At 68.8% G+C, this 497-nt stretch carries 1 pseudogene; it reads left to right on the top strand.

Annotated features, from left to right (window positions below):
• Positions 1–497, top strand: a pseudogene (locus tag H7I41_RS22775) (maltokinase); the annotation flags it as partial.

The raw sequence follows: 497 nt of genomic DNA, 5'->3' as shown, positions 1-497 counted from the left end.
TCGGGTCGGACGGCGGACGCACCGGATACGACGCGATGGTCGATCCGCAGGCCGCCGGGCGGCTGCTGGCGCTGGTGGCCGCCTCCGAGCAGATCGACGCGGTGCGGTTCTGCCGCGAACCGGGAGCGGATCTGGGGCCCGGTACCCCGGTGCGCGTGATGAGCGCCGAGCAGTCCAACACCAGCGTGGTGTTCGGCGAGCAGAGCATCCTCAAGGTGTTCCGCCGGCTCATCCCGGGTATCAACCCCGATATCGAGCTGACCCGCGCGCTGGCCGGTAACCCGTACATCACCCCGCTGCTCGGATCATACGAAATCGACTGGGATTCAGAGCAATACATGCTCGGGATGGTGAGTACGTTCGCGCGCGACTCCACCGACGGCTGGCAGCTGGCGACGGCGCCCGCCGGTGACGACTTCGGCGCGGAATCGCACCGGCTCGGGCAGGCCGTGGCATCGGTGCACCGGGATCTCGATCTCGCCGAGCGGTTGGGCACC

This window comes from [Mycobacterium] manitobense (genome assembly GCF_025821665.1).
Lineage (GTDB): Bacteria > Actinomycetota > Actinomycetes > Mycobacteriales > Mycobacteriaceae > Mycobacterium > Mycobacterium arseniciresistens.
Note: the sequence above shows the minus strand (reverse complement) of the source record. Positions and strands in the feature narration are given on the sequence as shown.